Annotated in this window: 29 protein-coding genes and 1 tRNA gene; 13 read left to right on the top strand and 17 right to left on the bottom strand. The window is 69.3% G+C overall.

Annotated features, from left to right (window positions below; translation table 11 throughout):
- Positions 1-17 precede the first annotated feature (17 nt).
- The 4 genes from AMK22_RS26575 to AMK22_RS26560 are packed head-to-tail and all read right to left on the bottom strand — an operon-like array spanning position 18 to position 2,587.
- Positions 18-608, bottom strand: a complete 591-nt coding sequence (locus AMK22_RS26575; RefSeq protein ID WP_073789060.1) for a GTP-binding protein — start codon at positions 606-608, stop codon at positions 18-20.
- Complete coding sequence (locus AMK22_RS26570; protein WP_073789058.1) at positions 583-957, bottom strand: DUF742 domain-containing protein; 375 nt, start codon at positions 955-957, stop codon at positions 583-585. The genes AMK22_RS26575 and AMK22_RS26570 overlap by 26 nt, the downstream gene beginning before the upstream one ends.
- Positions 954-1,358 carry a roadblock/LC7 domain-containing protein gene (locus AMK22_RS26565; protein WP_073789056.1) on the bottom strand — a complete coding sequence of 135 codons (405 nt, stop codon included), beginning with the start codon at positions 1,356-1,358 and terminating at the stop codon, positions 954-956. The genes AMK22_RS26570 and AMK22_RS26565 overlap by 4 nt, the downstream gene beginning before the upstream one ends.
- Positions 1,355-2,587, bottom strand: a complete 1,233-nt coding sequence (locus AMK22_RS26560; protein WP_073789054.1) for an ATP-binding protein — start codon at positions 2,585-2,587, stop codon at positions 1,355-1,357. The genes AMK22_RS26565 and AMK22_RS26560 overlap by 4 nt, the downstream gene beginning before the upstream one ends.
- 330 nt (positions 2,588-2,917) lie before the next feature.
- Here AMK22_RS26560 and AMK22_RS26555 point away from each other — a divergent pair, with 330 nt between their 5' ends.
- The 3 genes from AMK22_RS26555 (at position 2,918) to AMK22_RS26545 (ending at position 4,332) form a co-directional block, all read left to right on the top strand.
- Positions 2,918-3,154 carry a hypothetical protein gene (locus tag AMK22_RS26555; RefSeq protein ID WP_073789052.1) on the top strand — a complete coding sequence of 79 codons (237 nt, stop codon included), beginning with the start codon at positions 2,918-2,920 and terminating at the stop codon, positions 3,152-3,154.
- Positions 3,155-3,179: 25 nt separating this feature from the next.
- Positions 3,180-3,467 (top strand): hypothetical protein, encoded by a 288-nt coding sequence (locus AMK22_RS26550; protein WP_073789050.1) that lies wholly within the window; start codon positions 3,180-3,182, stop codon positions 3,465-3,467.
- Positions 3,468-3,741: 274 nt separating this feature from the next.
- Positions 3,742-4,332, top strand: a complete 591-nt coding sequence (locus AMK22_RS26545) for an isochorismatase family protein (RefSeq protein ID WP_073789048.1) — start codon at positions 3,742-3,744, stop codon at positions 4,330-4,332.
- A gap of 24 nt (positions 4,333-4,356) precedes the next feature.
- Here AMK22_RS26545 and AMK22_RS26540 read toward each other — a convergent pair whose 3' ends face one another.
- A complete protein-coding gene (locus AMK22_RS26540) occupies positions 4,357-4,689 on the bottom strand; it encodes an SCO0607 family lipoprotein (protein WP_073789046.1) in 333 nt (110 codons plus the stop codon).
- A 435-nt stretch (positions 4,690-5,124) separates the two neighbouring features.
- Here AMK22_RS26540 and AMK22_RS26535 point away from each other — a divergent pair, with 435 nt between their 5' ends.
- From AMK22_RS26535 to AMK22_RS26520, 4 genes are all read left to right on the top strand, one after another.
- A complete protein-coding gene (locus AMK22_RS26535) occupies positions 5,125-5,793 on the top strand; it encodes a DUF4232 domain-containing protein (RefSeq protein WP_073789045.1) in 669 nt (222 codons plus the stop codon).
- 147 nt (positions 5,794-5,940) lie between these two features.
- Entirely contained in the window at positions 5,941-7,047 is a 1,107-nt protein-coding gene (locus tag AMK22_RS26530) for a hypothetical protein (protein WP_073789044.1), read from the top strand.
- A gap of 203 nt (positions 7,048-7,250) precedes the next feature.
- On the top strand, positions 7,251-9,308 hold the full coding sequence (locus AMK22_RS26525) for a PA14 domain-containing protein (protein WP_073789043.1): 2,058 nt from the start codon (positions 7,251-7,253) through the stop codon (positions 9,306-9,308).
- A gap of 209 nt (positions 9,309-9,517) precedes the next feature.
- A complete protein-coding gene (locus AMK22_RS26520; RefSeq protein WP_073789042.1) occupies positions 9,518-10,186 on the top strand; it encodes a DUF998 domain-containing protein in 669 nt (222 codons plus the stop codon).
- 62 nt (positions 10,187-10,248) lie between these two features.
- On the opposite strand, the gene AMK22_RS41855 is transcribed toward AMK22_RS26520, so the two are convergent.
- The 9 genes from AMK22_RS41855 to AMK22_RS26480 all read right to left on the bottom strand — a co-directional run bounded on the left by AMK22_RS41855 (position 10,249) and on the right by AMK22_RS26480 (position 16,377).
- Positions 10,249-10,383 (bottom strand): hypothetical protein, encoded by a 135-nt coding sequence (locus tag AMK22_RS41855; RefSeq protein WP_274535438.1) that lies wholly within the window; start codon positions 10,381-10,383, stop codon positions 10,249-10,251.
- 310 nt (positions 10,384-10,693) lie between these two features.
- Positions 10,694-11,125 carry an SRPBCC family protein gene (locus tag AMK22_RS26515; RefSeq protein ID WP_073789041.1) on the bottom strand — a complete coding sequence of 144 codons (432 nt, stop codon included), beginning with the start codon at positions 11,123-11,125 and terminating at the stop codon, positions 10,694-10,696.
- A 138-nt stretch (positions 11,126-11,263) separates the two neighbouring features.
- Positions 11,264-11,560 carry a hypothetical protein gene (locus tag AMK22_RS26510; RefSeq protein WP_073789040.1) on the bottom strand — a complete coding sequence of 99 codons (297 nt, stop codon included), beginning with the start codon at positions 11,558-11,560 and terminating at the stop codon, positions 11,264-11,266.
- A gap of 558 nt (positions 11,561-12,118) precedes the next feature.
- Positions 12,119-12,790 carry a nucleotidyl transferase AbiEii/AbiGii toxin family protein gene (locus AMK22_RS26505; protein WP_073789039.1) on the bottom strand — a complete coding sequence of 224 codons (672 nt, stop codon included), beginning with the start codon at positions 12,788-12,790 and terminating at the stop codon, positions 12,119-12,121.
- Positions 12,787-13,134, bottom strand: coding sequence for a transcriptional regulator (locus tag AMK22_RS26500; RefSeq protein WP_073789038.1), 348 nt, complete (start codon positions 13,132-13,134; stop codon positions 12,787-12,789). The genes AMK22_RS26505 and AMK22_RS26500 overlap by 4 nt, the downstream gene beginning before the upstream one ends.
- Before the next feature lie 314 nt (positions 13,135-13,448).
- Positions 13,449-14,648: a PP2C family protein-serine/threonine phosphatase gene (locus tag AMK22_RS26495; protein WP_073789037.1), complete on the bottom strand. Its 1,200-nt coding sequence runs from the start codon at positions 14,646-14,648 to the stop codon at positions 13,449-13,451.
- Positions 14,649-14,890: 242 nt separating this feature from the next.
- Positions 14,891-15,163: a hypothetical protein gene (locus AMK22_RS26490; RefSeq protein ID WP_073789036.1), complete on the bottom strand. Its 273-nt coding sequence runs from the start codon at positions 15,161-15,163 to the stop codon at positions 14,891-14,893.
- 42 nt (positions 15,164-15,205) lie between these two features.
- On the bottom strand, positions 15,206-15,472 hold the full coding sequence (locus tag AMK22_RS26485) for a hypothetical protein (RefSeq protein WP_073789035.1): 267 nt from the start codon (positions 15,470-15,472) through the stop codon (positions 15,206-15,208).
- A gap of 299 nt (positions 15,473-15,771) precedes the next feature.
- Positions 15,772-16,377: a DUF5994 family protein gene (locus tag AMK22_RS26480; protein ID WP_073789034.1), complete on the bottom strand. Its 606-nt coding sequence runs from the start codon at positions 16,375-16,377 to the stop codon at positions 15,772-15,774.
- A gap of 310 nt (positions 16,378-16,687) precedes the next feature.
- On the opposite strand from AMK22_RS26480, the gene AMK22_RS26475 reads away from it, so the two are divergent.
- Genes AMK22_RS26475 through AMK22_RS40200 form a run of 3 tightly spaced genes read left to right on the top strand, consistent with a single transcriptional unit; the run spans position 16,688 to position 17,736 of the window.
- Positions 16,688-17,185, top strand: coding sequence for a DUF5994 family protein (locus AMK22_RS26475; RefSeq protein WP_073789033.1), 498 nt, complete (start codon positions 16,688-16,690; stop codon positions 17,183-17,185).
- Positions 17,182-17,538, top strand: a complete 357-nt coding sequence (locus tag AMK22_RS26470; RefSeq protein WP_073789032.1) for a PRC-barrel domain-containing protein — start codon at positions 17,182-17,184, stop codon at positions 17,536-17,538. The genes AMK22_RS26475 and AMK22_RS26470 overlap by 4 nt, the downstream gene beginning before the upstream one ends.
- 27 nt (positions 17,539-17,565) lie before the next feature.
- Positions 17,566-17,736, top strand: coding sequence for a hypothetical protein (locus tag AMK22_RS40200; protein WP_199883324.1), 171 nt, complete (start codon positions 17,566-17,568; stop codon positions 17,734-17,736).
- A 131-nt stretch (positions 17,737-17,867) separates the two neighbouring features.
- On the opposite strand, the gene AMK22_RS26465 is transcribed toward AMK22_RS40200, so the two are convergent.
- Positions 17,868-17,938: transfer RNA gene (locus tag AMK22_RS26465), tRNA-Gly, on the bottom strand.
- Positions 17,939-18,452: 514 nt separating this feature from the next.
- On the opposite strand from AMK22_RS26465, the gene dcd reads away from it, so the two are divergent.
- The 3 genes from dcd to AMK22_RS26450 all read left to right on the top strand — a co-directional run bounded on the left by dcd (position 18,453) and on the right by AMK22_RS26450 (position 20,405).
- A complete protein-coding gene (gene dcd, locus AMK22_RS26460) occupies positions 18,453-19,028 on the top strand; it encodes a dCTP deaminase (RefSeq protein WP_073789030.1) in 576 nt (191 codons plus the stop codon).
- A 6-nt stretch (positions 19,029-19,034) separates the two neighbouring features.
- Entirely contained in the window at positions 19,035-19,535 is a 501-nt protein-coding gene (locus tag AMK22_RS26455) for a phosphoribosyltransferase (protein ID WP_073789028.1), read from the top strand.
- Positions 19,536-19,730: 195 nt separating this feature from the next.
- A complete protein-coding gene (locus AMK22_RS26450) occupies positions 19,731-20,405 on the top strand; it encodes a DUF2690 domain-containing protein (RefSeq protein WP_206780480.1) in 675 nt (224 codons plus the stop codon).
- Positions 20,406-20,571: 166 nt separating this feature from the next.
- On the opposite strand, the gene AMK22_RS26445 is transcribed toward AMK22_RS26450, so the two are convergent.
- Both AMK22_RS26445 and AMK22_RS26440 read right to left on the bottom strand, forming a co-directional pair.
- Positions 20,572-21,552, bottom strand: a complete 981-nt coding sequence (locus tag AMK22_RS26445) for a Yip1 family protein (protein ID WP_073789027.1) — start codon at positions 21,550-21,552, stop codon at positions 20,572-20,574.
- A 271-nt stretch (positions 21,553-21,823) separates the two neighbouring features.
- On the bottom strand, positions 21,824-24,106 hold the full coding sequence (locus AMK22_RS26440) for a (Fe-S)-binding protein (RefSeq protein ID WP_073789025.1): 2,283 nt from the start codon (positions 24,104-24,106) through the stop codon (positions 21,824-21,826).
- Positions 24,107-24,191: the final 85 nt, after the last annotated feature.

The following is a 24,191-nucleotide window of genomic DNA, read 5'->3' as shown; positions in this document are numbered from 1 at the left end:
CGGCACCGGTGGCCGGATCAGGCCACGCGCGCGAGAAGGTGCTGCACCAGCGTGATCAGGGCCTGTGCGGACGACTTCTCGTCCCGGGCGTCGCAGTAGACGACCGGGGTGTCCGGCAGCAGGTCGAGGGCCTCGCGCAGCTCCTCCTCGGCATGCTGGGAGTACGGGTCGAAGCTGTTGACCGCGACCGCGTACTCCAGCCCGTACGTCTCGACCAGGTCGATCACCGGGAAGGTGTCGGCCAGTCGGGCCGGGTCGACGAGGAGCAGCGCGCCCAGCGAGCCGCGCGCCATGTCCTCCCACAGTTCGACGAAACGCTGCTGGCCCGGCGTACCGAACAGATACAGCACCAGTTCGTCGCTGAGGGTCAGTCGGCCGAAGTCCAGCGCGACCGTCGTGGTGACCTTGTCGGGCGCGCCGCGCAGGTCGTCGACGTGCTCGCTGGCCTGCGTCATCCGCTCCTCGGTGCGCAGCGGAGTGATCTCGGAGAGGGTGCCGATGAGCGTCGTCTTGCCCACGGCGAAGTGTCCGACGACGAGGATCTTCGCCGCACGCCGCACCGCGTCCGACACATAGATGTTCTCAGCCGAACCGGACGTGGAGTCCATGCAACACCTCTTCGAGGATCTTCCTGTCAACGAGCTGAGCCGGCGGCGGCGCCTTGCGGCGCATCAGATGACCCTGTTCCGCTAAATCGTTGAGCAGCAGACGCGCCACTCCGACGGGCAGCCCCAGACGGCCCGCGACCTCGGCCACCGACAGATACCCGCCCGAACACAGCTCCCAGATGGCCCTGACCTCGGGGCTGGGGTTCGGCGGCGGCTGCCGGTCGGGGGCGATGGTCACGAGGGTGACGAGGGAGAGGTTCTCCGCGTTGGGCAGCCCGCGTCCTCCGGTGATGACGTAGGAACGGACGAACCCGCTGTTGACCGACTGCTCCTCGCCCGGGGCCGTCATATGTCGCTTCCGGCGTTCAGGCGGGGAGGAGTGGTCATCGCCTTCCCCAGCGCGGTGACCTGCTGCTGCATGCGGAACGACATGGCTTCCATGTCCACGTCGGCCGCGGCGGCCGCGGCCAGGTAGGCACCGGTCCCGGCGGCGATCAGGAAGATCCAGCCGTGCTCGTACTCCAGAAGTGTCTGGCGCCAGCGCCCGGGGGTCTGGGCCCCGATGAACGGTGCGACGGCGCGGCTCAGCGACTGCATGGAGCTCATCGCCGCCGCCACGGTCTCCGCGTCGTCCCGGCCGATCTCGCTGGAGTTGGCCAGCAGCAGACCGTCGGCGGAGACGAGGATCGCGTGCCGCGCTCCGGGTACCTGGAGCACATCGTTGAGCACCCAGGAAAGATCGGGGTTCACTGGATCTCGGGTCCTTCCATCGTCGTCGTGTCACGTCCGGACCGGGTTCCACGCTGGAACGCGCCCAGACGGGAAGCCGTTTCCTCGTTGCTGCGGACCGGCGCGGGCTCGGTCGACGGCACCACCGACACCGGGCTCTTGCGACGACGCTTGGGCAGACCACCCGCGGTGGTGAAGGGCGCCGCGGGCTGAGGGGCGGTGGCCGACTGGGGGGCCGGCGGGAACAGCGGGGTCGGGGCCGGTGCGGCCACGGGGCGGCGCGGCAGCGTCGACACACCCGGGTCGTGGACGGCCGGGGCCGCCTCGGCCGGCGCGGGAGCGGGCGCGTCGGCGGTGAGCAGCTCGTCGGGCAGCAGGACCACCGCGCGCACACCTCCATAGGGGGAAACGGAGTCCACCGAGACCTTGAAGCCGTAGCGGGCGGCCAGCACCCCGGACACGGCGAACCCGAACTGCGGCGGAATGCCCAGGCTGGACACGCTGATCGCGGCCTGGGGGGCGAGGAGGGCCGACGCGCGGTCCTTCTCCTCCTGGCCCATGCCGAGACCCGCGTCGTCGACGATGAGACAGACGCCCTTCGGCACGGCCTGGATGTTGATCTCGACCGGGGTGCCGGGGGCGGAGTAGTTGGTGGCGTTGGCCAGCAGCTCGGCGAGGACCACCGCGACCGGCTCCACGGCCTTGCTGACCACCGAGAAGTTCACCTGGCCGTTGACCCGGACCCGGTCGAAGTGCCGGATGCGTCCCTGGGCGCTGCGGGCCACGTCGAAGACGGAGGCGGAGGTCTCGCGGCGACCGAGCCAGCCGCCGCACAGCACCGCGATGCCCTGGGCGCGGCGCCCGAGCTGGCTGTTGGCGTGGTCGATGGCCATCAGGTCGGCGAGCATGCCGGGGTCGTCGCCGTACTTCTTCTGGGCGTTCTCGATGACCACCTGCTGCTCGTCCGCGAGCCCCTGGAGGGTACGGACGGCCGCCTTCAGGACGGCCTTGGTCTCCTCCTCGGCGTCCTTGCGGACCTCGGAGAGTTCGGAGGTCTGTCGGTGCAGCAGACCGGTGTGGGCGGCGTGGAGTTCGTCCCGTTGCCGTTGCAGCGCGTCGCGCTCGCCACGGAGTTGGGAGTTTTGTCTGCGAAGCCCGATATTGGTCTTACGAGCCCGCAGAACGGCGCCGACGGCGACCAGTGCTACGACAACCAGCGCCCAGAAGATCGGGCCCTGTACAAATGTCATGAGACTCACTTCAAGTGCCATGGCTGTGGAAACGGCTTGACGCTCCCTCGTGAGCCCCATGGTCCGGGCTGGTCGAGCCACGGTCGGGTCACGCGGGGAAGGCCCCTCCGAAAGCGGGGCCGAGGAATTCATTCCTCCCGGAATGCCCCCACATGCCATCAGCCCACTGGAAGTAAGATGATCTTAGCATCGGGCTCTCGGGTAAATGTCAAGACCGACTTGCCAGTTGCACTCTTGGCGCGGAATGTTCACATACGGGTCGGAACCGGCGCTCCCATCAGCGCGGCCGGCCCGGCCGTGGCCCGCGCTGTGGGGGCGACGGCCGGGCACATGCTGTCCCGCCTCGACGCCGACGGCGGACTCCTCCACCGCCATCTCGACCTGGCGCTCGACGGGCTCGCCGCCGACGCCGCGACCGCTGCGCCGCCGGACCCGGACCGGCCACCGGCCCGGCCCCTGTCCTTCGCCGACCTCGTCGCCGCCGCCGACCGGCCGACCGTGACGGACCGGGAGGTCGAGGAGGAGCCGGGCGGCACCGGAACGGAAACCCGGGCCGAGGGCCGGTGACTCCTGCTCTCCCGGTGGACGGCTGATGTCCGTCGCCGACCGCGAGCCGGGTCCTGGCGAGGCGGACGGCCCGCACGACGCCCGCTCCGGAACCGAACCGGGCCCGTCCGGCCGGCATGCGAACGGCCCGCGCAGCACGATCGGCGCCATACTGAACGGCACCAGGGCCTGCCCGCCGGACGTGCTGCGGCACTACATCACTGCCTGCGGCGTCACCAGGGACGAGGACCGCAGACAGTGGATGGAGGCGGTGCTCCGGGTGGAGCGCTACCGCGGAGAGGGGGCCGCCTCCCGTTTCGTCACGGCGTCGTGACCGCCGGACGCTGAACCCGGTGCGCACCGGTGGAGCACCGGCGCGGGACCGGTCGGGTGAACAGAGGACGAGCGTCCCGCCCGTGTGCCGTCGCGGGCGGGACGATGAGCGGGCGGGAGTGCCGCCCCGAGCCTGCTCCCGCTGGAAGCCCGAGGGGCCCGAGGGGCCCGAGGGGCCCGAGGGGTTCACGAGATCCGAGGAATCCCAGAAGTTTCGAGCGAGCCCGCGGACCCCCGTATTCCGTACCCGTACCCGTACCGAGGAAGGCGTTTCCATGAGCCGTGCTCTGATCGTCGTCGACGTGCAGAAGGACTTCTGCGAGGGCGGCAGCGTTCCTGTGAAGGGCGGCGCCGACCGGGCCGCGGCCATTGCCGAACTGGTCCGGCGCGACCGCGAGCGGTACGTGCACATCGTCGCCACCCGTGACCACCACGTCGACCCGGGCGACCACTTCTCCGAGCGGCCGGACTTCGTGGACTCCTTCCCCGTGCACTGCGTGGTCGGCGGCGAGGGAGGCGAGTTCCACCCCGGCTTCGCCCCTGCCGTGGACTCCGGCGCAGTGGACGAGGTCTTCTACAAGGGCGCCCGTTCCGCTTCCAAGAGCGGTTTCGAGGGCGCGGCGGAAGACGGCACATCGCTGTCCGACTGGCTGCGCGCCCGTGACGTCACCGAGCTCGATGTCGTCGGCATCGCCACGGACCACTGCGTCAGGGCGACCGCGCTGGACGGTGTGCGGGAGGGCTTCGACGTACGGGTCCTGCTCGACTACACCGCGGGCGTGGCAGCCGACACCACCGGCACCGCGATGAACGAGCTCCGCCGGGCGGGAGTGGTGCTGAGCGGCGAACCCGTCGTCATTCCCTGAACTCGGCCGATTCCGGCGGGTCGATCAGTCCGGCTCGGAAACGGTGATGATCTTGCCGTTCGTGTCGAGGGTGTGGGTTCGCCAGTACATGTCCCACTTGTCGTCGACGTGCTTCGGGACCTTTCCCTCCGGGTAGCGGACGTACCCCTTGGGCGGCTGCTCGTCGTTCGGCACGCACGCGCTGCCGGTGGCGCCGATGGTCATGACCGGGTACTCGCCGTCGCTGCAGATGCTGTCCTCGAACGAACAGCCGGTGAGCAGCGCCGCAGCGGTCAGTGCGGTCAGTGCGGTCAGTGCGGTCGGCCTGGGGCCCGCGACGGAAGCGGGACGGCGCCGGGGCCGGGTGAACGTGCGCATGGTCTGTCTCCCTGTGGACGGTTGGGAACAGCCTGGCCGACGGATGCAGGGTCGATCGTGAGTCCGAATACTCAGCCGGGATCCGTGCATGTGCGCGGGATGTGTGTGCCAGGGCTGGTTCGTTCGCGAAATCCGACACATCGCTTCGCGAATATTTCACATGCCACGGATATTCGGTCGAGAGTCGAAAGAGGAATTCCGGCCTCCTGTTCCAGAGTCTTTGCTTGGCGGCGTCGGCGGGCCTTCGACGGCTGCCGAGGACGACGCTGCCTTGCTGCGACCAGCGGAAACCCCTGCTCAGGTCAAGTCGGCGCGCCGAAGAATTCTGGTGACAGAACGCGAACATACCCTGGATCGTTCCGTGACCGGATTCTCTGTATAAATTTCCTTGTCGTGAAAATCGGTGCGTCCATCAATTCGGCAGAGGGAAGAGAAATGTTCGGCAAGCGTGCTCGTAGGACTGTCGTCGCCGCCGTCGGTCTGGCCGCGGCGTTCTCGCTCACCGCATGCAATGGTGACGACGCCGATGGTGCCGCCGCCCCGGCCGCCTCCACGGCGGGCCAGAACGCGGGAACTTCGAACTCGACGGGTACCTCCGGTTCGGGGTCCAAGGAGTCCACGGGCTCCTCCGGCTCCGGCTCGTCCGACTCCTCCGGTTCCGGTTCCTCCGCCGGGAAGGGCACGGGCGACGCCGGGGCGGGCGCCTGCCGCACCGACGCGCTCCAGGTCGAGGCCGCCGACAACACCACCGACAAGAAGGAGGGAGTGGTGACCGTCAGCTTCAAAAACACCGGCGGCGACTGCGTCGTGAACGGCTTCGCCGGCGCCGACCTCAAGACGGCCGACGGTTCCTCGATCTCCCTGGATCGCAACGGCGACGCCACGGGTCGGGACGTTATCAAGACGGGCGACCTGGCGGCCTTCAACATCTACTTCCCCATCAACAACTCCGGTGGTTCCGGTGTCCGCCCGACCAAGATCGTGGTCACGCCGCCGAACGAGACCAAGTCCGTCACCGTCTCCTGGCCGGCCGGCAGCCTGCCCGTGACCGACGACCCGGACGGCACCAAGCTGGAGATCAGCCCGGTCCGCAGGGTCGGCTGACCCGCGCCACGAGCCGCCCACCGGCGTACCCGATGACGCAGAGCCCAGGCCGACGGCCTGGGCTTTCGCGATGACGGGACTCCTTTCCGGTGAGTGGACTCCTCTCCGTCGGGCCGTGACAATCGGTCCGGCAGAGGGGGAGGACCGATGGCCGACGTGTTCGTGTGCGCGCGGTGCGGCGTCGCCCTGACCGCTCCCGTGTCACCGGTTGCCCTTCCCGTCCACGCCCGCCAGACGTACGGGCACCAACTGCTCCCCGCCCTCATGGAATCGGGGACGTACGCCGTCGACCCGGAGCCCTCCGGCCCGCCCTGGCGGCCCTGGAACGAGATCGGGCCCGACGAGGCGGCGGCCCGCGGCGTGTTCGCGCCGCTTCACGGCCTGTCCTTCGGGGAGCCCGGAGCGGTCGTCGTCGCGCCGGGCGATCTGCGCGACACGGCCCTGATCCCGGACCGGCTCGGTGGCTCCTGCATGGGCCTGGACGGGCGGGACGGCCCGAACGTGGCCTGTGCGAACTGCGGGCGGGCGGTGGCGACCCGCGTCGACGACTGCTCGTACTGGCAGACGGCATGGCTCGTTCCGCACGCCGTGCGCCGCGTCCCCGTCGACGGCGGCCCGGACCCCCGCCCGGCGGCCGACTGGCAGACGCTGATCCGGGAACAGCAGGGCGGCACGCCACCGGTCGAACAGTCCGGGGCCTGGGACCCGCGCTGGAAGGCGGCGATCGGCGCGTCCCTCGCCCAGCTGCTGGCGGCCTCGGCGGGCGACCGGGTGACCATGTCCGCCGGTCTCCTCGCGGACACCTTCGGTCACGCTCTCGACGCCCTGCTCCCACCGGGCCCGCCGACGAGGAGGCTCGCCCCCTCCGTCCCGGGCCGTTCGGTGAGGAGGCTGACCTTGGACGGACCGGGCCTGCCCTCCCCCGACCCGGCCCCCGACATCGCCCTGGTCCCGCGGCATCCGCGTACCGGGCGGGTGTGGGCCCCGCCCGGCGCCGCGGACACGGTGCCGCTGGCCGCCGACGTCTGGACGTACCTCGCCCTCCACGACGAACGTTCCCTGGTGCCCGTGACAGGCGGACTGCCCGACGGTGTGCTGCGCGACGACCCGCTGCCGCCACGCCCCTGGCAATTCCTCCGCCCGGACCCGTACATATTCCTCGACACGTTGGCGCGGCTGCCGGCGGTGCGACGGCCGTGGCTGCGCGAGATCCACGACCGGGTGCTGGCGCACCCGTACACCCGCCCGTTCTGAGGCCCCGTCCCGCGAACCGCGTTCCGGAAGGGGCGAGGGGCGGCAGGCGCGGGCCGGCGACGTCACAAGGCCGCAGCCCCTCGGGAAGGATCACCTGCCGGGACGCGGGGGCAAATACACCAAGCACTACAACCAGGCAACCACTTCGTGAGTCATGGTCGTTGGCCGGATTTCTCGGCTGCCGATCCACACCGAAGGAACGCATGAACCGACCCAGAGGCACGACGGTCGCCGCGGCCTGCGCTGTCGTGCTCGCCACCGCAGGCGGCCTGCTCAGTGTGGCCCCCTCCGCCTCCGCCGCCACTGTGACCTGCGCATCGCCCGTCTTCAAGCGGACGTTCTACGCGAACACCACGTTCTCCGGGACGCCCAAGCGCACGGACTGCGACTCCACGATCAACGAGAACTGGGGTACCCGGGCGCCCGGTTACAAGGGCATGCCCGCCAACAACTTCGGCGTGCGCTGGTCCATGAGCCGCGACTTCGGCTCCGGTGGGCCCTTCTCGTTCACCGTCTCCGCCCGCGACGGCATCCGCGTCTATCTCGACGGCGTGCGCAAGGTCGACGTGTGGAAGGACGGCTCCGCCACGGTCACCAGGACCGTCAACGTGACCGTTCCGAAGGGCAAGCACAGCCTCCGCGTCGACTACGTCAACTGGACCGGCGCCGCGAACGTCAAGTTCGGCTACGCACCGCGCACGTCGGCGAGCGTCGACAAGGTCAAGCCGCTCGTCCCGACCGGCACCACCGTCAGGTACGACGCGACGAGCACGTCCACGAAGGTCTCCTGGGCCAGGAACAAGGAGATGGACCTCGCCGGATACCGCGTGTACCGGCGGCTGAAGGGCACCTCCTTCCCCGCGAAGCCGATCGCGACGACGACGGCCACCTCGTGGACCGACACGACCGTCCCGAAGGACGGCTACGTCTACTACTACGAGGTCCGCGCCTGTGACAAGGCCGGCAACACCTCGTCGGGCACCGCGGACATCGCTGTCACCACCGTCGACCGGACCGCCCCGGCCGCCCCGAAGGGCGTCGACAAGAACTGGTCCATGAACTACCCGGACCGGGTCACCCTCTACTGGGACGAGAACAAGGAGCCGGACCTCGCCGGCTACCGGGTGTACCGCTCGACGACGCTCCCCGTCGCCCTCACCCCCGAGAACCTGCTCAGCGGCGACAAGCCGACGTATTACAGCTACTACAGCGTCCCCGTGCCGCAGACCGGCGACGTCTACTACTACGTCGTCACCGCCGTCGACACGCACGGCCTCGAATCGGCCGCCTCGTCCTACGCGATGTACTACACGCGCGACAAGACACCCCCGGTGGAGACCGCGTTCAACCTGCGGGCCGAGGAGGGCGAGGCGGGCGTCACGCTCACCTGGGACCCTTCCGAGGGGACCAGCAGGGACTTCGCGGGCTACTCGGTCTTCCGGAGGCGCACCACGGCCGCCACCGGCACCGCGCCCGAGGAGGTCGGCAAGGGTGTGAAGGGCACCACCTTCACCGACGTCGCCCCGCCGCCCGGCGCCACGTACATCTACTACGTCATCTCCCTGGACCATGCCGGAAACGGGGGCCCCTCCTCCGACAAGGTCACCGTCACCGTCGCCGGCAACACGACCGCGCCCGCCGCGCTCACCGGACTGACCGCCACCCCCGAGGAGAACGGCGTCACCCTCTCCTGGGACGCGAGCGACGCCCCCGGCCTCACCCACTACCGCGTGCTGCGCGGCACCCTCTCCGACGGGCAGTGGACATACGCCCCGGTCGAGGACCCCACGACCTGGCGCCCGAAGGAGATCAAGGAGACGACGTTCCACGACATGGTGCCGGCCGACGGACAGGAGGCGCGCTACGTCGTCGTCGGCGTCGACCAGTACGGCAACCAGCTCACCCCGGACACCGGCGCGACCGTCGTCGCCGTCACCGCGCTGGACCTCCGCCCCACCGCCCCGCCCGCCACCGGCGGCCCGTTCTCCTACGTGAGCGCGGGCACCAGCGGCTACATCTCCTGGGGCTTCGTCGACAGCACCGGGAACGGGAACGGCAGCCCGGCCACCGACATCCTCGTCCGCCGCTGGAACCCGCGGACGGGGGAGTTCGACCTGATCAACACCTCGCCCAGCAGCTCCAGCTCCTCGTGCTGGGACCTCACCCAGCCGTCCGCCACCACGGTGTACTACCGCCTCTCGGTCCGCTACGCCGACGGCACCGAGTCCGACGCGACGGAGGCGGTGGCCGTCACCTACTGAGCCACTTCCGCGGCCTCTTCCCTGAAGGAGACGGCCCCGTACGGAGGGCCCGGAAGCAACGCTTCCGGGCCCTTCCAGTACCTGCCGGTCAGAGGCGAAGGCCCACCGGTCGACCGGTTTCCGTTCCCACTGATTCGTGAAGGAGCGATGAGTTCTCCTCCCGACGTCGGTCATATGAGCGACACCGGCGACGCGAGGAAGGTCCCCCCATGGCTCACACACTCGATGCACCCCACGCCGCCCACGTCGCCGCTCCGGCGTCGCGGCCGATGGCACGACTTGCCCTGGTCGGAGGGGTGGCGGCGGGCCCGCTGTTCCTCGCCGCCGGGATCGTCCAGGGGCTCGTGCGGGACGGATTCGACTTCACGCGCAACGCGATCAGTCAGCTCGCCCTCGGCGAGGCGGGCTGGATCCAGACGGTGAACTTCCTGCTGACCGGCGCGTTGCTGATCGTCGGGGCGGTCGGGCTGCGCCGGACGCTGCGCGGTGGCACGGGCGGCGCCTGGGGTCCGGTCCTCGTCGGTGTGTTCGGCGCCTCGTTCTGGGCCGCCGCACTCTTCTCGGCCGATGCCGGTGCGGGCTTCCCAGCCGGTGCCCCCGACACCGCCGCGATGAGCGCGCACGGCGCCGTCCACATGCTGGCGGGGATGCTCGGCTACCTCGCGCTGTGCTGCGCGTTCGTCGTCCTGGCCCGTCCGCTCGCGGCCCGGGGCCACCGTGGCTGGGCCGTCGCCTCGCGTCTGGTTCCGGTGGCAGTCCTCGCCGGATTCGGCGCCTCCTCGGTCGCCGTTGTGGCGTTCACCGCCGGTGCGGGGACCGGCCTCCTCTGGCTGACCGCGGTGACGGCCCGGCTGGCCACCGGTCCGGCTGTCCGGTGACGGCGGCGGCGCGAAGGACGCGCAAGGCCCCGGATTCCTGCTTGAGTCACCGCGCGAGCTGGTCAGCCCCACGAGGCGTCGGCCCGGTCCCGTGGCACCGCCTGCGACGCGGCCGACGGCTCGTCGTCGCAACCGAGCCTGTCGGTCACCTCGTTCGTCATCCGCACCGCGAGGCGCGGCAAGGGTACCGGCTGCACCGGCCGAGAATCCTGAGAGGTCTAGACAATAGCTAAGCCCCAGGTCCCTGACCTGGGGCTTCATCCGAAGGGCGGGTGACGAGAATCGAACTCGCGCTCCGAGCTTGGGAATCAACGCCGCCTGCGAGGCTGGCATGGGGCTGACCAGGTCAGACGCCGACTGGGCGTCCCGTGCGGGGGCACACGCGGCACCGTTGCTGACCGCTGTTTGCCGTGCTGAAGGGCACGGACGGGGCACGACGGCCCTGGACCGCACTGCCGTCATACGCCGTCGCGAAGCGTGAGGCCGGCCCCGAACGGTGGGGGCGTCTCACCGTTCCCGTTCCACCAACTCCTTGAAGTGCTCGAGGTCGTCACGTACAAGCCGTTCGATCGCGGTCGCCTGGGCGAATCCCTTCGGACCGCCGAACGCCTCCCTGACGGTGCCCGGGTCGTACTCGATCCGGGCCTGGACCCGGGTGTGCTCCCGGTCGATGGGCAGCAGCGAGAAGGTTCCCGCCAGGTCCGGACCGCTCGTGGTCTGCCACTCCAGCATGTGTTCCTTGCCGCGGTCGGTGATCTCGGCTTCGAACTCCTGAGCCCGGCCGCCCGCGTCGACGTCCAGGCGCGCCCGGTGCCCGTCCTCCGAACGAGCCTCGCGTACTCCTTCGACGAATCGCGGATAGGTCTCCACCTCGTGAAGGTGTTCCCAGGCCACAGCGATCGGAACAGCAACGTCGATCTGTTCTTCGAGAGTGCTCATCGGCCACCTCAAAACTCGGTTCACCGTTTATGGGCCATGACTCCAGTATCGCCCCCGGGGGCCGGGAGTGTCGGTGTCCGCGGCCGGTGCTGCCCGTCCTCGGCGTTCCGGGGCGCGGGCAGAAGGACCGCGGCGGCTTCAGGCGTGCCCGACTCCGAGTTCGCGGCCGCGGTAGAAGCCTTCCCGCTCCTCGACGACGTAAGGGGCCATGGCCTCACGCCGCTGCGTCTCCGCCGCGGAGGCCCGCCAGGAGTCGCACGCTTCCTTGGTGTCCCAGAACGACACCCCGGTGATCTCTTGCCCGTCCTCGGACCAGTACGCGTAGGCGCGGCGCAGCGCCTGCGGGTACGGGTCCGGGCGCCAGGCTCTCTCGAACTCCTCCAACGCGCCCGGCTTGATGCGGCGTGTCGTCACCCAGACAAAGTGCTCCACCATCGCGGTCTCCTCTGGAGCGCCGGTTCGACTTGATGGTGCCTTCTCGAAGCCATCGTAGGTTTGTGGCACGACTTCCGCCCCTGCTGCGGCTGTGGACCAACAGGGAAGCCCGTGTCAGCGGGTGGTCCCCTCGGAGACCTCCGTTCACCGTCGCGACGGTCGGAGCGGTCACGACCGCTCCGACCATGTCCGTCATGGTGTCCAACTTGCCCCTCGGTTCCGTCGTCCTTGTCCAGTGAGTCCACACAGGCTCACCTGGCCCACGTCAGCACCATTTCGAGTCCGGGCAGCACACCCGTATCCGGACGGTTGTGCGGGGCGACCAGCGGAGAGGCCGGTCATCGTGCCCCGAGTTCCCGTTTCCTTTTCGGCTTCCGGCATTGGCTTCTCGGGCCATCCTGTTACCACTGGGGAGTTGAGCCTTCCTCACGGTCGGCCGACCGGGCCATGAAGACCTGGACCCCAACGGGGTTTCCACGTTCCACGCGAATGAGATATGACCGGGGTGGGTGTTTCCTCTACCCCGAGGCGGCGGTGTCCACCTGGCCGGAGTGTCCGTCAGTCGTCGTGCGGTGCCTCAAGCTCCTGAAGTCGTTCCCCGATGTCGTCGGCCCACGTCTGCGCCCACTGCCGCAGCTCGGTGACTGCTTGCTCGTCGAGTCCGTAGGCGGCGAATTCCGTGTCGTCGATCCAGTCGGCTCCGCTCAGCCGCGCTTGAAGCTCGCTGAGGTCGAAGGAGTCGCGGGCATGGCGCCGGCCGAGCTCTTCGAGTTCGACGCGGCTCCAGCGGTTCGCCGTGGCCTGTACGTCGATCAGGTCCCTGGCGAGTCCGTGGTCGGCGAGCGCGCGAACCTTGGTTCCGACGACATCTTCGAGGGACAGCACCAAGCCGTGCTCGGTGTGCACGGGTGGCCTCCAGAGTGCTTCCTTGAGGATGTCGACCTCGCATTCCTCACGGTTGTTGGGATCCGTGATGACCAGACGCGCGGACAACGGGTCTGTCTCCAGAGCCCTTACGCACCATCCGCGCTGCTCCAAGCCGGTGCGCACGGTAGTAGCGATGTCCTCCATGCGGTGCGGGTTCTCGGTCGCGACACCGAGGTCCTGGTTGATTTGGTTGACCAGCCCGTGCGCCTGGACCGCGTAGCCACCGGTGAGCGCCAGAGGGTAAGCACCGCCCACGGCGAGCACGTCTGCCAGCAGGCGGCGATGCAGGTCCGTGAGGTTCACGCAGCGGCCTGAGCGCTGTGAGCCAGCTCGCCGAAGGAGCTCTCCCAGACCGCACGGACATCACGGCTGACCAGTGTGCGCAGCGTGGGCCACAGACCGAGGAGCAGGTCGTGGTTGAGATACCGGATCAGGTCGTCGTGCTGGCCCTCGGCCAGAACGATGCGGTAGTAGCTCATCCGCAGCCGGGGCTGGTCGAGGTCGAACGTGGTCAGTCCCGACCACGCCAGCTGAAGCGGCAGGCTCGCTGCGCCGTGCTCGGGGCCGGCAAGCTCAGAGAGCGCCTCGGGCAGGCGCCGGGCGAACTTGGCACGGCGAAGATGGGAAAGACTGGGCTGCGATGCCATGCGTCGACTATCGAGGAAGAGGTCCTCGGCAAGCCGCCCGGCTCGGGGCGCGTAGGCCACAGACAGTCATGGCCGATCGATGGTTGATCACAGAAAAGGCCCCGGTCTCCGACCGGGACCTTTATCAAAGAGAAAGAGCGGGTGACGAGAATCGAACTCGCGCTCTGAGCTTGGGAGTCACCCGGCACTTGGGTCCGTGAGTACCCCCTGAACTGCGGAATCGCCCTCCGGCATCCCGGCGTTCGGGGATGCCGGAGGACCTCTGTTGACCGCTGTTCACCGCCTCTACTGGCACGTTGTGGCACGACGGCGGATCAGCCACGCCACTCGACCAGGACGAGCGTGGCGTCGTCGGTGGTGGTCTCGCCGCGGGCCCGTTTGAGCGTGTGGGACAGGTCGCGTGCCACGGTTCGTACTGCTCGATCGGCCTGGTCCAGTCGATGGACCCAGTCGATCAACTGGTCCTCGCCGAACTGCTCCTGTCCGCTCGCGTGTTCCTCGATCAGGCCGTCGGTGAAGCAGAGGATGCGGTCACCGGGTTCGAGTGTCAGGTCGCTGATCTGCGGCTGTGCCCCTCCGAAGCCGACGGGGAGGGTTGTGGGGCTGTCCAGACGGTGCACGACGCGGTGTCCGCGGATCAGCATGGGGGCGGGGTGGCCGGCGTTGACCCACTGGAGGCGGCCGGTGTTCGTGTCCAGCCGCAGCATCTGCGCGGTGACGAAGTGGTCGGGGGCGAACTGCTCGGCCACGGCACGGTCCATGAAGAGGTAGATCTCGGACAGCTCGATACTGATGCGGCGGGCGTGCCGATAGGCGCCGATGGCGACGGTGGCCATGGTGGCCGCGTCCAGGCCGTGGCCCATGGCGTCGATCATGGCGAGGTGGAGGGTGTCGTCGTTCAGGGCGTAGTCGAAGCTGTCGCCCGCTACGTCGTAGGCGGGTTCGAGAACTCCGGCGACGGCGACGCGCGGCATGGTCATGGTCAGCGGCGGCAGGAGCGACCACTGGATCTCCGCGGCGACGCTCATCGGTTCGCTGCGGCGGGTGCGGAAGAAGAGGTCGGTGTAGCCGTTCTTGGTCTGCAGCAGTCCGGCGACCAGGCCCGCGATCCTGCGCAGGATGCGGCGGTTGTCGTCGTCGACCGCGTCCAGGGTGACGGTCAGGACGCCGGCCTGGTCGCCGCCGTCGAGCAGTGATACGTGGACGCGTACCCCGTCGGCCAGCGGCAGTTCGACCAGGCGCGATGTGAGAAGACACCTGCCGGCCTCCGAGTCGCCGATGGGCAGTGGCTCGCCGCCCGTCAGCCCTTCGGCGGGCAGGGGCACCAGCTTCTGTTGCCCGTAGTCCTGGAGGAGGATTTGCGGGTCCCGGCCCCCCAACCGGCTCACTGTCTCGGCGACGACCAGCCCGATCCGGTGGGGCGGCAGCTCGTGCGCCCGGTCCAGGATCGCACCCAGGAGTCCCTCCCCGAAGCTCCCCGAGCGATCGGGTTCCCCGAGCCGTCCGACGGTCATCCCGTTGCCTCCAACCGGGCGGCGAGGACCTCGTCCGGTGCTGCGGTACGGGGCGGGTGCGGGTACCGAGGGCGCGCAGCGACCGGATACCGGAGCGGGCCGCACCAGAGATGTGGCCTCCAGGATGCTCCTCGGCGGCAGGTCACGCCACATGGCCACCACCCCGCGGGGGCGCTGGCCGCAGGTGACCACGCCCTCCTTCCCCGAGCCTTTCGAGCCCACCGGATCCGGAGCGAACGGGCTCAGCCGCGCTCTTCCTCCTCCGCCTCCATGAGGCGGATGCCTTGGTGGGTGAGCGAGACCATCGCGGGTGTGTTTCCCGGCTCCCAGTCGACGGTGACCAGTCCCTCGCCCGCGAGGTAGCCGCAGGCGGCAGCAAGGTCCTGCTCCGGGATGCGGAGATCGTGCTCGAGCGCGGCTCCGGTGACGCCGAGCAGGCGGTTGCCTTCGGCGGCTGCGTAGAGGGCCTGGAGGATCTGTCGGCGGTACCGCTGCCGCTCGTGGAGTGTCGCCATGGCCGCGTGGTCCTGTCGTCGTGTGGTGTCGTTCGTGACCGGTCAGGGTTCCTCGGCGTGGGTGCCGGTGCCGGTGGGTGGTCTGCTGGTGGCGAGCCAGGAGCGGGCGGGTCCGGCGGCGGTCTCGGTGTCGACGGTGAGGTGGAGCCGCGTGCCGCCGCCCGGCGTCGGGTAGCTGCGCTGCTCCGCCCCGGCAAAGCACCGGCGGATCACTTCGGCGACCGCGCGGGCGGCCTCGGGGGTGGCGGAGACGATACGGATCTCGGCGTGCCCGGCCTGCGGCAGAGGCTCGTTCTCGGCGGGGTGCAAGAGAGCGTGTTCCCTTCGGGACGAAGCGAGAGGCCGACGAGTGGGCTGTTCCTGGTGTCGAGTGCCCACCCGCGGCCTTCGGTCGGAGGAGTGGTTTTGAGGTCAGGGCCAGGTACCCGCACGCCGACGACCGGAGATTCGTTCGGGCGACCTGGGGTGTCTGTGGCCGGGGGGACGGCTCAGGGAGGGGCAGGGAGCGTTGAAGCGGTGTGCCGCTGTGCGTGCGTCGTGCCGGGCGTTCAGCCGATGGATCAGACGTATGCCGAGCGCGATCAGAAGCGCGCCTGCCACGAAGGTGATCATGGCCTCCATGTCGTCACCCGCATGTACCCCGGCAGGGGGATCATCCGCGCGCCGACGACCGAGTGCGCCGCCGGGTGCGGCTGGGGCGCCGGGGTGGCCCCGCCCTCGCTCTCCCAGGCGTCTTCGCTGCTCCGTGCCTCCTGCATACGGCGGCCGGTCGCGGCTTCGTCGGACATGAGCCCGCCCGCGGTGAGGATGCTTCCGGGCAGGGCGGCGGCGGTCATCAGCCGGGCTGCGGAGGCGGGTTCGGTTTCGGGGGGAATCACGAGCAGGTCGCAGCGGCCGGTCGTGTAGGACAGCAGGATGATCTTGTCGGGATCCTGCTCGGTGAACCAGCCCACGTGCAGGACGTGGTCGGTGTCGGCGACCTTGTGCGGGACGACGGGCCAGTGGTCGGGATTCACCAGGACGCGAGTGATGCGTCCCCAGCGCCCTTCGAGGGCGTCGGCCAGCGGCGGCAGCTCGGCTGCCAGGTCGCGCGAACGGGGCCACCAGGCGCCATCGAGCCGACCGGCCAGCGCGGTCCTCGGGGTGAGCGACAAGCGTGCCGGAAGTCCTGGGGAGGGGGCGCGGCTCGCTGTTCTGTCGAGGGTGGTGGTCATGGTGCGAACCTGCCCCCGGGCTGCCGAATCGGCAGCCCGGTTTTCGTGTTCCCCGGAAACGACACCTGCGTGGAAGCTGGTGCTCGAAGTACTTCCGGTATGTCCAGCGTACGTCCGAGCAGCTCGCTTTCGTCCTGAATACGGGGCAAGACTTCCGGTTTCGTGTGGACGAGTGTGCGGCGACGGGCGGATATGCGGGAGCCGGAGTTACCGTGAAATGACGGCACAGTCGCCCCGCCGACGGCCCGGCACCCACACAGGCGGGGCCCGCGAGCGCCGCGGCAGCTCCCCGTAGACGGGCGGACCCACCATGGCCGACTCAGACATCCCGCCCACGCCCCCGTTGCTCCTGCCGGACACGATCCACCAGGTGGTTCGACCCGGTACGGCTCTGCTCCGGCTGGAGACGACGCACTCCCGGCAGGGCGTCCTCGACGGGGCGTGGTGGCCGCGCACCCGCGACGTTAAGCAGGAGGTTCCCGCGCTGGTGTCCGTCCTGACCGAACACCTCGGACCCATCACCCGGGTGGGCCTGGACGCCGCCGCCTGGGACGCGATACCGACCCGCCTGATCATCGACGACCGGATCGTCCACCTCGACTCCTTCCCCGTCGGAGACGACACCGTCCTGATCACCCGCGGCGACAAGGACCACTTCGCGCTGATGGTGGTTCCGCCGGACACGGAACCCGATGCCGCCCGCACGGCCATGGCCCGCGCGGTCCACGCCGACAACATCACGCAGGCCACCGAGATCCTCGTCGCCGCGCTTCCCCCACCGACGACCGAGCGCGGAGGGGCGGCGTGATCCAGATGACGGACATCCGCGAGTGGCGCAACCAGGAAGTGGTGGATTCCGGCGGCCATAAGATCGGCGAGCTGGAATCCGTCTGCGTCGACACCACCACCGGTGAACCGGCCAGGGCCACGGTCCGTGTCGGCCTGTCCACCCGGCACCGCCTCGTGTTCGTCCCCTGGAGGGGGGCGATGGTCGGGCCGGGGTACGTACGGGTCGCCCATGACAAGAAGCTGGCGAAACGGAGCCCCTCGATCGGCATGGACGGCATCCTGCCCTTCGAGGACGAGGGAGCCGTCTTCCACCACTACGGCCTCGCCTACGCGCCCGGTGCGAACGGCGAACGGCAACTGGCCCGACGCTGAGCCGACGACCGCCAGGGAGGCGGCCCCATGACACTCTTTCTCGCCCTGATCACCGCCGCGATCATTCTGGGACTCATCGGCGCCGTCGCCGACGGACTCCTCTTCCTGCTCTCCATCGGCATCGCCGTGCTCGTGGCAGATCTCCTCTACATGGCCCTGCGCACCCGCCACTTCGCCCATCACCGCCCGCTCCGGTGACTTCAGGGACGGCCGGAGTGGGCCCCAGCAGTCCGGACGCTCGGCTGCGGTGGTGCGCCGGAGGAAACGGCCGACCTGACAGGCTGGACAACGATGAAGGCCCCGGTCGCTGACCGGGGCCTTCATCAAAGAGCGGGTGACGAGAATCGAACTCGCGCTCTGAGCTTGGGAAGCTCATGTTCTACCATTAAACTACACCCGCGAAGCACAGTGATCATCGCGCTCGATCGGTCCCTTGTGCAGCGTTCGACACTCTACCCCATGCCAGACCCCCGGCGGCGCCGGGGGTCTTTTTGACGTGTGAAGACGTCGGTGCGAGGGGTGGACGCGGTTGCTGGGGGCGGGAGTTGGGGGCGTAGCGTAGGGCGTCGGAGTGCCGCCTGGAGCGGCGTCCTGTTCATCCCCTAATGTGGCGTTCTCGTCCACGTCTTGATGGGGAAGGGACTTGATGGACTCCATGGAGCGCACCGTCGTCCGTTGTGCCGAAGGGCACGTTTTCGCTACCGCCTCGTTCCCGATGCAGCAGCTCGGGTCCGGACGGATCGGCCCCGGGCGGCTCATTCGCTGTCCTCGTTGCGCGCGGCTGCGGCATGCCGTGCCCGTGGTGCTCGAGCAGCGGTAGCGGAAGGCCGCGGATGACGCGGCGGGAGCGGTGACAGGCGCGCGGGGCGGTCCCTGGTTGGGGCGGGCCCGCGCGTTCTGCGTATCCTCGGGGAGTGCTTCTCTCAGACAAGGACATCCGGGCCGAGATCGACGCCGGACGTGTACGCATTGATCCATTCGATGCGTCGATGGTGCAGCCATCGAGTATCGACGTGCGGCTCGACCGCTACTTCCGGGTGTTCGAGAACCACCGTTACCCGCATATCGACCCGGCCGTCGAGCAGACCGATCTGACGCGCATGGTCGAGCCGGACGGGGACGAGGCGTTCATCCTGCACCCCGGTGAATTCGTGCTCGCCTCGACGTACGAGGTCATTTCGCTTCCCGACGATCTCGCGTCGCGGCTGGAGGGGAAGAGTTCGCTGGGGCGGCTCGGGCTGGTGACGCATTCGACCGCAGGCTTCATCGACCCGGGATTCTCCGGGCACGTGACGCTGGAGCTGTCGAATCTCGCGACTCTGCCGATCAAGCTCTGGCCGGGCATGAAGATCGGGCAGCTGTGCATGTTCCGGCTGAGTTCGCCGTCCGAGTTCCCGTACGGCTCCGACCGGTACGGATCCCGGTACCAGGGCCAGCGCGGGCCGACCGCGTCGCGTTCGTACTTGAATTTCCATCGGACCCAGGTGTGATATCGAATGAGCGATGACGTGCGGGAGAATCTGACGTACGAGGCATTCGGTCATGTCGTGCGCGAGTTGGCGCAGACCGTGGCCGACGACGGCTACGAGCCCGACATAGTGCTGAGCATCGCGCGTGGCGGAGTGTTCGTCGCAGGCGGTCTTGCCTACGCGCTGGACTGCAAGAACATCCACCTGGTGAACGTCGAGTTCTACACCGGGGTGGGGACCACCCTGGAAATGCCGGTCATGCTGGCACCCGTTCCGAATGCGATCGACTTCTCGGACAAGAAGGTTCTGATCGCCGACGACGTCGCCGACACCGGGAAGACGCTGAAGCTCGTACGCGATTTCTGCATCGATCACGTGGCCGAGGTGCGCAGCGCGGTCATCTACGAGAAGCCGCATTCGCTCGTGAAGTGCGAGTACGTGTGGAAGAAGACCGATCGCTGGATCAACTTCCCGTGGAGCGTGGAGAAGCCCGTCGTACGGCGTGGCGGACAGGTCCTCGACGCCTGAGACCCGGCGCACGCGGACTTCTACTTCGGGCCCCGCGGACGCGGGCCCGAGACACGGTGGACATCAGGCCCGCCGGGCCCGGCCCGGCGGGCCTCGGGCGTTCGCTTGTGCGGGGTAGGCGTGACGTTCGGCGGGGAACACTCTCCTTCCAGGCGGACAGGTCTTGCCATGGTCTGTGGCGGAACTGGGGGAGAGATGGCAGAAGGGAACGGCACTCCGTCGCCCGGAGGGCCGAGCGGTTTACCCGAAGGAGCCGGTGGCTCCTCGACCTCCCGCTCCCGATGGCGCGGCTGGGCAGGGCGTCACGGGCCCGAGACGTTGATCGGCGCGCTGGTCGTGACCGTCGTCGGCGCGGTCGCCTCCGTGATCCTCACCTCGGTGTTCGAAGGCGGTGACGACGAGGAGGCGAAGGGGCCGCCTCCCGCCGCGTCCGGGTCGCCGGGCACGGCGACGCCCGGGTCCGCAGCCTCGCCCTCCTGTGCGGCGGAGACGTGCGTGGGGCTGGATCCCAGGACGACCGGGTGCGATGTGGGCGCGCGGACGCTGGAGAAGGACTGGGTCGGCACGATGCAGCTGGAGATCCGGTACAGCGAGCGGTGCGCGACGGTATGGGGCAAGCTGACCGGTGCACGGCCCGGGGACACGGTGACGATCAACACCACGCCCTCACAGCGACAGGCCGCGTCCGTGCGCGAAGGACAGACCAATTACACGCCGATGCTCGCCGTCGAGGACGACTTCTCCGCACAGGCGACCGCGACCGCGGTCAGCGGGAAGCCGGACGAGGAGATCCCGAGGGGCTACACCCTCCGGGTCGGGGCGGACCGGACGTCCCTCCCGTCGGCCTCGGCGAACGCACAGCCCGTGTAGGCGCAGCGCATACGGGCACGGACCACGACGGCGCAGCGCATACGAGCGCGGACCGCGAACGCGCAGCCCGTGCGGGCCCGGTCCGCACGGGCGACGGCCCCGGCACCTTCGTGCGGTGCCGGGGCCGTCGCGCACACGCCGACGCGGTGCGATGCGGTGCCGCGGGTCAGATCGTGCCCAGCTTGATGATCGACAGCAGGGCGATCAGCTGGATCGCGGACGCGCCCAGGGCCTTCGGCCACGGCAGGTCGTGCGACTTGCTGACCATCGTGGTGAAGAGTGCGGCCGAGGCCAGCCAGGTGACCCAGCCGAGGACCTGGACCAGGGAGTTCTCGCCGCCGAGGAACAGGGCGAAGATCAGGCGGGGCGCGTCCGTGATCGACATGATCAGCATGGAGAGGCCCACGGTCGGCTGCCAGGCACCGTCGCCGCCGAGCTGGCGGGCGAGGGTGTGTGTGACCGCTCCCAGGACCAGGCCGCCGATGACGAAGCAGACGCCCGTGACGACGACGTAGGGGATCGCCGTGGAGATCGTCGCGTTGATCGCGTCTTCCCGGGCCTGGTCGAAGCCGAAGAGGGCGAGCAGGCCGTAGAGGAACGTGACGATCAGCGCCGGGCCCCAGACGGGGTAGTCGCGCATCTGCCAGAACGTCGGCCCCGGGCGCAGCACGATGCCGCTGAGCAGGTCCTTCCAGTGCAGCCGCGGGCCTGCGGGCTGGGCGGGGGCCTGACCGGCGCGGTAGGTGCTGCCGTCGCCGTACGGGTCCTCGCCGAGGCTGAACGCCTGGGTGTGGCCCGGGGAGTTGGCGTACGGGTCGCCCTGCCGCGGGCCTCCGTGGGGGTGGGGCTGCTGCTGGTACGGGTCGCCGAAGTACTCCGGCTCGCCGTGACCACCGGCGTGGTGGCCCGGGTGATGACCGGGCCCGGGGCCACCGGGGTTGTAGCCGCCCTGGTAGCCGCCGTTGCCGTCGTTGGCGTAGCCGCCGTGGTGGTACGGGGGAGGGGCGCCGTTGCCGCCCGCCGGCGGCCATGGCTGCTGCCCGTACGGCGGTGGTGCCTGTGTGCCGTAGGGCTGCTGCTGCGGTTGCTGCTGCGCCTGTTGCGGGGTGCGGTTGTCCCGGCCGCGTCCGATCCTGAATCCAGCCACGCGTCGAACGTACCTGGTCCGCGCGGGTGTGGTGAGAGGGCCGGGGAAACCTGCCCGCCATTGCGGCCGAGCTGTGACATCCCCTAAGGGAGACCCCGGGGGAGCCCCGGGGAGGCGTCGGGGCCCTGGAAACCTGCTGAGGGGGCGGGGGCGGCTCCGCCGCTCCCCCGTTCGCGAGCGGGGGAGCTGCGGAAACACGGGAAAGTGGAAGCGGCCGGGCCCGCCCTTGAGGCAGGTCCGGCCGCTTCCGTCGTGCGGCGGTCCGGGTGGTCTACTTCACCGGCTCCGGCTCCGGTTCGTTCGCCGATTCGGCGTCGCCCGCCGGGTCGGCCGGGGTCTTCACGGAGTCCAGCAGCAGCTGCGAGACGTCGACCACCTGGACCGACTCCTTCGCCTTGCCGTCGTTCTTCTTGCCGTTGACCGAGTCGGTCAGCATGACGAGGCAGAACGGGCAGGCGGTGGAGACGATGTCCGGGTCGAGGGACAGGGCCTCGTCGACGCGCTCGTCGTTGATGCGCTTGCCGATCCGCTCCTCCATCCACATCCGGGCGCCGCCCGCGCCGCAGCAGAAGCCGCGCTCCTTGTGGCGGTGCATCTCCTGCTGGCGCAGGCCGGGGACCTTGTCCATGATCTCGCGCGGCGGGGTGTAGATCTTGTTGTGACGGCCCAGGTAGCACGGGTCGTGGTACGTGATCAGGCCCTCGACCGGGGTCACCGGGATCAGCCGGCCCTCGTCGATGAGGTGCTGGAGCAGCTGGGTGTGGTGGATGACCTCGTACTCGCCGCCGAGCTGCGGGTACTCGTTGGCGATGGTGTTGAAGCAGTGCGGGCAGGTCGCGACGATCTTCTTCGCCGACTTGGCCTTCTTCGTCGAGTCGTCCACACCCCCGTCCTCGTCGAGGGACTCACCGAACGCCATGTTCAGCATCGCCACGTTCTCCTGGCCGAGCTGCTGGAACAGCGGCTCGTTGCCGAGACGGCGGGCCGAGTCACCGGTGCACTTCTCGTCGCCGCCCATGATCGCGAACTTGACGCCCGCGATGTGGAGGAGTTCCGCGAACGCCTTCGTGGTCTTCTTGGCCCGGTCCTCCAGGGCGCCCGCGCAGCCGACCCAGTACAGGTAGTCGACCTCGGTCAGGTCCTCGACGTCCTTGCCGACGATCGGGACCTCGAAGTCGACCTCCTTGGTCCACTCGACGCGCTGCTTCTTGGCGAGACCCCAGGGGTTGCCCTTCTTCTCCAGGTTCTTGAGCATCGTGCCCGCCTCGGACGGGAACGCGGACTCGATCATCACCTGGTAGCGGCGCATGTCGACGATGTGGTCGATGTGCTCGATGTCGACCGGGCACTGCTCCACGCACGCACCGCAGGTGGTGCAGGACCACAGCACGTCCGGGTCGATGACGCCGTTCTCCTCGACCGTGCCGATCAGCGGGCGCTCCGCCTCCGCGAGCGCCGCGGCCGGGACGTCCTTGAGCTGCTCCTCGGACGCCTTCTCCTCGCCCTCCATCGTCTTTCCGCCGCCGGCCAGCAGGTACGGGGCCTTGGCGTGCGCGTGGTCGCGCAGGGACATGATCAGGAGCTTGGGGGAGAGGGGCTTGCCGGTGTTCCAGGCCGGGCACTGCGACTGGCAGCGGCCGCACTCCGTGCAGGTGGAGAAGTCGAGGATGCCCTTCCACGAGAACTGCTCGACCTGGGAGACGCCGAAGACGTCGTCCTCGCCCGGGTCCTCGAAGTCGATCTCCTTGCCGCCGGACGTCATCGGCTGCAGCGCGCCCAGGGCCGGCTCGCCGTCCGCGTTCCGCTTGAACCAGATGTTCGGGAAGCCGAGGAAGCGGTGCCAGGCGACACCCATGTTGGTGTTGAGCGAGACCGTGATCATCCAGATCAGCGAGGTGCTGATCTTGATCGCGGCGACGAGGTAGATGAGGTTCTGCAGCGTGCCGAGCGTGAGGCCCTGGAACGCGAGGACCAGGGGGTACGAGATGAAGTACCCGGCCTCGTAGCCGTCGATGTGGTGGATCGCGCCTTCGAGACCGCGCAGGGCGAGGATCGCCAGGCCGATGATGAGGATGACGTACTCGACGAAGTACGCCTGCCACGCCTTGGAGCCGGCGAAGCGGGACTTGCGGCCGGCCCGCGAGGGCAGGTTCAGCAGCCGGATGGCGATCAGCGTGAGGATGCCGGCCACCGTCATCAGGCCGATGAACTCGGTGTACATCTCGAACGGCGCCCAGTCGCCGATGATCGGCAGCACCCAGTCGGCCTTGAAGAGCTGGCCGTACGCCTGGAGCAGGGTCGGCGGCAGCGTCAGGAAGCCGATGGCGACGAACCAGTGCGCGAAGCCGACGATCCCCCACCGGTTCATCCGGGTATGGCCGAGGAACTCCTTGACCAGGGTGATCGTGCGCTGCTTCGGGTTGTCGGTACGGCTGCCTGCCGGGACCGGCTGTCCGAGTGTGACGAACCGGTAGATCTGCGCGACGGCTCGGGCGATGAGCGCAACGCCGACCACAGTCAGCACCAGCGACACGATGATCGCGGCGAGTTGCATTTGGGGGCTCCTCGGGCCTGCGAGGGTGGGATCCAGCGTCTACGAGCGAATACTCGCATCTACTAAGCAGTAACTTAATCAGTCC

The sequence above is a fragment of the Streptomyces sp. CB01580 genome, from assembly GCF_001905795.1.
GTDB lineage: Bacteria > Actinomycetota > Actinomycetes > Streptomycetales > Streptomycetaceae > Streptomyces.
Note: the sequence above shows the minus strand (reverse complement) of the source record. Positions and strands in the feature narration are given on the sequence as shown.